7 protein-coding genes and 1 pseudogene are annotated in these 6,644 nt (G+C 73.6%); 4 read left to right on the forward strand and 4 right to left on the reverse strand.

All coding sequences use genetic code 11. The annotated features are described in order from the left end of the window. The coding region (locus tag PUR71_RS01210) for a heavy metal translocating P-type ATPase (RefSeq protein WP_329924397.1) at positions 1 to 960 on the reverse strand (960 nt) is incomplete at its 3' end. A 278-nt stretch (positions 961 to 1,238) separates the two neighbouring features. On the opposite strand from PUR71_RS01210, the gene PUR71_RS01215 reads away from it, so the two are divergent. Both PUR71_RS01215 and PUR71_RS01220 read left to right on the forward strand, forming a co-directional pair. Next, positions 1,239 to 2,186 carry a hypothetical protein gene (locus PUR71_RS01215; RefSeq protein ID WP_329924398.1) on the forward strand — a complete coding sequence of 316 codons (948 nt, stop codon included), beginning with the start codon at positions 1,239 to 1,241 and terminating at the stop codon, positions 2,184 to 2,186. 84 nt (positions 2,187 to 2,270) lie between these two features. Then, positions 2,271 to 2,594 (forward strand): heavy-metal-associated domain-containing protein, encoded by a 324-nt coding sequence (locus tag PUR71_RS01220; protein WP_329924399.1) that lies wholly within the window; start codon positions 2,271 to 2,273, stop codon positions 2,592 to 2,594. A gap of 250 nt (positions 2,595 to 2,844) precedes the next feature. On the opposite strand, the gene PUR71_RS01225 is transcribed toward PUR71_RS01220, so the two are convergent. After that, positions 2,845 to 3,456, reverse strand: coding sequence for a hypothetical protein (locus PUR71_RS01225; RefSeq protein ID WP_329924400.1), 612 nt, complete (start codon positions 3,454 to 3,456; stop codon positions 2,845 to 2,847). A 214-nt stretch (positions 3,457 to 3,670) separates the two neighbouring features. Between PUR71_RS01225 and PUR71_RS01230 the strand changes: the two genes are divergently transcribed. Further along, the gene (locus tag PUR71_RS01230) at positions 3,671 to 4,057 is read left to right on the forward strand and encodes a hypothetical protein (RefSeq protein ID WP_329924401.1); all 387 of its coding nucleotides are present in this window, start codon (positions 3,671 to 3,673) and stop codon (positions 4,055 to 4,057) included. Between the two features lie 27 nt (positions 4,058 to 4,084). Here PUR71_RS01230 and PUR71_RS01235 read toward each other — a convergent pair whose 3' ends face one another. Continuing rightward, positions 4,085 to 4,696: a TetR/AcrR family transcriptional regulator gene (locus PUR71_RS01235; RefSeq protein WP_329924402.1), complete on the reverse strand. Its 612-nt coding sequence runs from the start codon at positions 4,694 to 4,696 to the stop codon at positions 4,085 to 4,087. 102 nt (positions 4,697 to 4,798) lie between these two features. Between PUR71_RS01235 and PUR71_RS01240 the strand changes: the two genes are divergently transcribed. Next, positions 4,799 to 6,376: an FAD-dependent monooxygenase gene (locus PUR71_RS01240; RefSeq protein ID WP_329924403.1), complete on the forward strand. Its 1,578-nt coding sequence runs from the start codon at positions 4,799 to 4,801 to the stop codon at positions 6,374 to 6,376. Between the two features lie 129 nt (positions 6,377 to 6,505). Here PUR71_RS01240 and PUR71_RS01245 read toward each other — a convergent pair. Further along, positions 6,506 to 6,644, reverse strand: a pseudogene (locus tag PUR71_RS01245) (chorismate synthase); the annotation flags it as partial.

Genomic DNA, 6,644 nt, shown 5'->3' on the forward strand with positions numbered 1-6,644 from the left:
GAGCCGGCCGCCCGCGTTGACGGTGGCCCCGGTGACGGCGTCGCCGACGCCGACCTCGACCGGGACGGACTCGCCGGTGAGCATCGAGGCGTCGACGGCGGAGGTGCCCTCGACGACGACGCCGTCGGTGGCGATCTTCTCACCGGGACGGACCACGAACCGGTCCCCCACGGCGAGTTCGCCGATCGGGATCCGCACCTCGGCGCCGCCGCGCACGACCGTGACATCCTTCGCGCCGAGCTCCAGCAGCGCCTTGAGCGCCGCCCCGGCGGTTCGCTTCGAGCGGGCCTCGAAGTAGCGGCCGGCCAGGATGAAGGCGGTGACGCCGGCCGCCGCCTCCAGGTAGATGTTGCCCGCGCCGTCGCTGCGGCCGATGGTCAGCTCGAAGCCGTGCCGCATGCCCGGCATGCCGGCCGTGCCGAAGAACAGCGCCCACAGCGACCACAGGAACGCGGCTCCGGTGCCGAGCGAGACCAGGGTGTCCATCGTCGCGGCGCCGTGCCGGGCGTTGGTGAACGCGGCCCGGTGGAACGGCCAGGCGGCGTAGGTGACCACCGGGGCCGCGAGGGTCAGCGACAGCCACTGCCAGTCGTCGAACTGGAGGGCCGGCACCATCGCCATCACGATCACCGGGACGGCCAGCGCCACCGCGGTGACCAGCCGCTGTCGCAGCGGGGCCAGTTCGTCGGCCCGGTCGGCTTCCTCGGCCGCGGGGCCGGGGGCGGCCGGGGGCTTCGGGAGGGCCGCGGTGTAGCCGGTCGCCTCGACGGTGGCGATCAGGTCGGCGACCTCGACCGCGCCCTCGAAGCTGACCTTCGCCTTCTCGGTGGCGTAGTTGACGCTCGCCGAGACCCCGTCCATCCGGTTGAGCTTCTTCTCGATCCGCGCGGCGCACGAGGCGCACGTCATGCCGCCGATCGAGAGTTCCACCTCCGTGGAGGCGGGTGCCTGCGTGGTCATCGTTGCTCCTCGCGCCAGTGACGCCGTGGGGTAGATACCCATGGGGGGTATCGGGTGGCGCCGGGGTGGCGCCGAGTTCCTTTATACCCCTAGGGGGTACCAGTCGCAAAGGGGGAGCGGGTACCCCCTGTGGGTATTTTGAGATCGCCGGAACGCCTTGACTCCATACCCTAGGGGGGTATTAACTCGGCGACGTCGAACAGACCGGCGCCCATCCCCGGGCCCGGGCCTGCGTCCTGTGTCCTGTGTCCTGTGTCCTGCGCCCCGAGGAGAGTGTCATGAACACCGCCCTGAAGATCGCCGTCTTCACCGCCGGCCTCGCCACCGCCTTCGGCCTCGCGTACGGCGTCGGCCACGCCGCCGGGAACGGCACCGCCGCCAAGCCCGCCGCCCAGGACGGGCACGCCGATCACGCCGGACACGGTGGCCATGGAGAACACGGTGGCCATGAAGGACACGACGGGAGCGGTGGCGGCCACCTACCCGGGGGGCTCCAGATCTCGGACCGCGGCTACACCCTCAGCCTCGACAACGCCTTCGCCACCGCCGGCACCCCCACCGACCTGCGCTTGCGCATCCTCGGCGCGGACGGCAGGCCCGTCACCGACTACCAGGCGCAGCACGAGAAGGAACTCCACCTGATCGTCGCCCCGCGCGACCTCTCGACCTTCCAGCACCTCCACCCCACCCGCGCCGCCGACGGCACCTGGAGCGCCCGGGCCGACCTGCCCGCCGCCGGCGAGTACCGCGTCCTCGCCGACTTCACCCCCGCCGGCGCCGCCGAGGGCCTCACCCTGGGCGCCGACCTGCACGCCGCGGGCGACCTGCGCCCCGCGCCGCTCCCCGACACCGGCCGCACCGTGACCGTCGACGGCTACACCGTCACCCTCGGCGGCGACCTCGCCCCCGGCCGGGCCGGCCGCCTCACCCTGACCGTCAGCAAGGACGGACGGCCCGTCACCGATCTCCAGCCGTACCTCGGCGCCTACGGCCACCTCGTCGCGCTCCGCGCCGGCGACCTCGCCTACCTCCACGTCCACCCGGAGAGCACGGCGCCGGGACCCGAGGTCGCGTTCGACGCCACCGCGCCGAGCGTCGGCAGCTACCGCCTGTTCCTGGACTTCAAGCACCAGGACACCGTCCGCACCGCCGCCTTCACGGTGACCGCGGGCGGCGCGGGCGAGGTGCCCGGCACCGAGGCTGCCGCCGCCCCGCACCAGCACTGACCGCACGCCCGCCCCGGAAGGAACCGGGGAGGGGTATCGCCCAGCCCGGCACCCACACCCACACCCACACCAAGGAGTTCCACCATGAGCAAGACCACCGTCACCATCGACCCGTCCGCCACCGAGGCGCCCGCCTCCTCCTGCTGCGGCTCGTGCGGCACCGGGGACGCCCCGGCCGCCGCCGAGTCCGCAGGCCGCGCGGTCTTCCAGGTGAAGGGCATGACCTGCGGCCACTGCGTCTCCTCCGTGACCGCCGAGCTGAAGAAGATCGACGGCGTCACCGAGGTGGCCGTGGACCTCACCACCGGCCGCGTCACCGTCGACGCGACCGCGCCGCTCGCCGACGAGGCCGTCGCCGCCGCGATCGACGAGGCCGGCTACGACCTCGTCGGCCGCCTCGACGACTGATCTCCGTCACCTGCCTCGCACCACGCCCCGTCGGCCCGGACGGACGGCACCCCCGTCCGTCCGGACCCCGGGCTCTCCTCCCTTGGACGCCGCACCGGAACCGGAGGCCGCCATGACCGGCTACCACCCCCGCAAGGACGCGGCGAGGCGGCCGACGCCAAGATCAGGGAGGCGAGCCTGGCCATCGCGCGCCTGGTCCGCTCCTGACCCGCCCGATGACCCGCCCGACGACCCCCGGCTCACCCCGGATTCAGTGGGCGAGCTTCACCGCGATCGCCGTCATGGCCAGCCAGCCCGTGGTGATCACCGCGACCGCCACGGCGAGCGGCAGGCGGACGGCCCCGAAGAACAGGTCGAAGAACCACCCAGCGAAGAAGAACGGCACCAGGGCGACGAGCGACATCCACCGGGCGTCCTCGTCCACCCGCGGCAGACCGGCGATCACCATGCTGGTGCCCACGGCGATCAGCAGCGCGAGCAACGCCAGGAAGCCGAACCGGAACTGGGGGAACACGGACTTGTGCCCCCGGTAGTAGACCTCGGCGACATCGCCCTTCCAGACCTTCAGCTGCACGTACGTGCCGACGTCCGCGTCGTCGTAGAACGCCACGCCGACGTCGTAGTCCTCGCCGCCGGGGTCCGACTCGCGCGCCACTGTGAGGTTGTGGGTGGTCGAGTCGCCGCTGCGGCCCACGTACCGGCCCGTCACCCGGCCGCTCTCCAGCCACACGCAGGCCGGCCCCGGGGGCGGGTTGCCGGTGGTGCAGCCGGGGGCGCGGGCGTAGGCGCCCACGTCCTGGTTCACGGCGACGGTCTGCGCGATGCCGAACCCGACCGCGCACAGGCCGGCCACGAGGAGCACCCAGCGTGCCAGCGTGACAAGGACCTTCAGCCAAACAGGCCGCGGCCGCGCGTCCGTCACGTCCCCCACCGTCCTCACCACCCCCCGTCCCCCTCGGGATGATGCCAAACAACGAGCATCCCCGGGACCGGAACCCCGATATCCCCCGCCCTGTCCCCCAGGGGTCGCGCGTCCTCCCGTTACAACCACGATGGGAGCCGATCCGGCAGCTGAGGTGCACGAACGCCGTCCCGACCCGGAACGCCTGTGGGAGGGCCGGCATGTCGAGGAGTCGGCCCACGCCACCGGCACCAAGGCGAAGGACGACCGGACGTCGATGCCGGCCTGGCTCCCGGACGGCGCCACGGCCGTCAACTACCGCATGGCCAGCACGGGTTGCGACCGCCTGCCGGCCGCCACCGTCCCCGGCGCCCGACCGCCCGAGGGCTGCACCCCGGGCGAACCGCGCGGCGGCGTCAACCCGACGGCGGCCCGGCTCCCCGGCGACACGCGCGCCAGGGCGACGGCCCGCTGCGGCAACGACGACGCGGCCCTGGTCGGCGACCGGCTGTACGCCTGGCAGGACCACGCCGTCGACCTCGCCTCCCTGCGGTCGAGTTGAGCCGCTCCTTCGCGAACTCCTCGCGCACTACGGCGCCTTGAGCAGCGGCAGCACGACCTCGTCGAGGATCTCGTCGACGACCTGGCCCGACGGCACGACGCCGCCCACGAGGAACGCGTCGCGCAGGAGGTCGAGCGGGAGGGAGGCCGTGCGCGGGGTGATGCGCGCGGCGTTGATCTGCCCGCGGTCGGCCGCACGGCGCATCATCGTCTCCAGCGCGCCCACCGGCCCGGACGCCGTCAGCCCAGTGCGGAACCGCACCCGCAGCTCGGGGTCGCGCAGCAGGTCGACGAGGAAGCCGTGGACGGCGTCCATCGGCAGGTCGTCGAAGCGGTGCAGCAGGCCGAGCAGGAAGACGGCCAGGTCCGACCTCAACTCGCCGGTGTCCGGCGGCTCCTGGTAGTCGGGAGCGTTGCGGCCGAGCGCGGCGATGACGAGGGCGGGCCGGCTGGGCCAGCGACGATAGAGGACCGGCTTGCTGGTCCGGGCGCGCACGGCGACGCCGTCCATGGTGAGCCGGTCGTAGCCGTGCTCGGCCAGTTCGGCCCACACCGCGTCGAGGATCGCGCGCTCCAGCTCGTCACCCCGCCGGCGCGACGCCCGGCCGGCCTGCGCCCCGCCTACCGCTGCTCTGCCCATCACCGGATCCCGTAGATACGTTGCGTTTCTTATCGAGGCCAGTCTACAGTCGAGAACAAGAAACGTGCCGTATCTTATACGTCAGCAGCGGGGGAGACCGCCATGCCCAGCACCGGAATCCAGGCCGGACCGCCGGCCGGTTCGCCCATCCAGACCACCATCCAGACCACCGAGGTCCTCGTCGTCGGCGCCGGCCCGGTGGGCCTCGCGCTCGCCGTCGGCCTGGCCCGCGCCGGCGTCGACTGCCGGATCGTCGAACGGGACCCGGACTTCCGCGACCGCGGCGTCCGCGGCAAGGGGGTCAACCCCCGGACGCTGGAGGTGCTCGACGACCTCGGCGCCGCCGAGGGCATCCTCGCCCGCGGCCTGCTCAACCCCAAGGTCCGCACCTACCAGGGCGGCCAGGTCGTCCACGAGGTCGACCCGGCCGCCGCCAACACCCCGACACCCGACCGCCCGTACGCCGGCATGGTCCTGCTCGCGCAGCACCACACCGAGGCGGTGCTGCGCGACCGCCTCGCGGAGCACGGCGGGAAGGTCGAGCTCGGGACGGAGCTCGTGGACTGCGTCCCGGACGGCGACGGCGTGCTCGCAACCCTCCGCCGCGACTGCGGCCCGCTCCGGATCCGCGCCCGCCACGTGGTCGGCTGCGACGGCGGCCGCAGCACCGTCCGCAAGCTCGCCGGTATCCCGTTCCTCGGCGAGACCTGGGAGGAGGAACGGTTCATCATGGCGTCGATGCGGATCGACGGCCTCGCCCCCGACCGCATGCACATCTGGAACGACGTCCGGTTCGGCGCCGGCGCCCTCGCGATCGTGCCGCTGTGCCGGGACGACATGTGGGCCGTCCACGCCGCCGTCACCCCCGACGGAGACGGCGCGCTGCCCGCACCCACCCTCGACACCTTCCGCCGCGTCTTCGCCGAGCGCGCCGGCCTGCCCGGCGTCACCCTCCACGACCCCACCTGGGCCAGCACCTGGCGCCCCACCGTGCGCATGGTCGAGCGCTACCGCAGCGGCCGGATCCTGCTCGCCGGGGACGCCGCGCACTGCCACTCCGCGGCCGGCGGACAGGGCATGAACACCGGCATCCAGGACGCCCACAACCTGGCCTGGAAACTCGCCGCCACCCTGCGCGGCGCCCCCGGCACCCTCCTCGACAGCTACGAGGCCGAGCGTCTGCCCGTCGCCCGCGCCGTCCTCACCGCCACCTCCGCCCAGCACCGCACCCTCTTCGCCGACGGCGGCGCCCGGGCCCTGGCCGACCAGTTCGTCGACCTGACGGCCACCGCGGGCGGCGACTTCACCGGCCTCTCCGTCGGCTACCGCGGCGGCCCGCTCGGCCGCGACCTCGACGACACCACCGGCATCCGCGCCGGCGACCGCGCCCCCGACGCCCCGTGCCGCACCGCCGACGGGCCCACCCGCCTGTTCGACCTGTTCCGCGGACCGCACTTCACCCTGCTGAGGTTCACCGACCGCCCGGGACCGGCCCTCCTCCCGCCCCTCCCCGGCCTCCGCGAGACCGCCGTCCAAGACCCGGACGGCCACGCGCGCCGCGCCTACGGCCTCCCCGGCGACGCCGTCGTCCTCGTCCGCCCGGACGGCTACGTCTCCCTGACGGCGGGCACCCCCGACACCCGGCAACTCCGGGACCACCTGCGCCAGTTCGCCCTCTGACCGACACCTCCACCAACGGAACGATCAGTTTCGGCCAGACCCGGCGGCATATCGATGACGGTGTGCGGTCACCTGTTCACGCTCCCGGCGCCGCTTGGTCGGTCGCAGTGATGGTCGCCGCCGCATCGCTCATCGGATGATCAGGTGGTCGAGGTAGCTCTGCACGTTGCGGCGCGTCTCGGAGACGTGGTCGCCGCCGAACTTCTCGTTGACCGCGTCGGCCAGCACCAGCGCCACCATCGCCTCGGCGACGATGCCCGCGGCGGGC

Origin of the sequence: Streptomyces sp. SP17BM10, assembly GCF_036322405.1 — a bacterium.
GTDB lineage: Bacteria > Actinomycetota > Actinomycetes > Streptomycetales > Streptomycetaceae > Kitasatospora.

Bases quoted from the DNA above. Each gene is read 5' to 3' on its own strand.
- PUR71_RS01215 (WP_329924398.1), top strand. From the start codon at position 1,239: ATGAACACCGCCCTGAAGATCGCCGTCTTCACCGCCGGCCTCGCCACC.
- PUR71_RS01220 (WP_329924399.1), top strand. From the start codon at position 2,271: ATGAGCAAGACCACCGTCACCATCGACCCGTCCGCCACCGAGGCGCCC.
- PUR71_RS01235 (WP_329924402.1), bottom strand. From the start codon at position 4,696: ATGGGCAGAGCAGCGGTAGGCGGGGCGCAGGCCGGCCGGGCGTCGCGC.
- PUR71_RS01240 (WP_329924403.1), top strand. From the start codon at position 4,799: ATGCCCAGCACCGGAATCCAGGCCGGACCGCCGGCCGGTTCGCCCATC.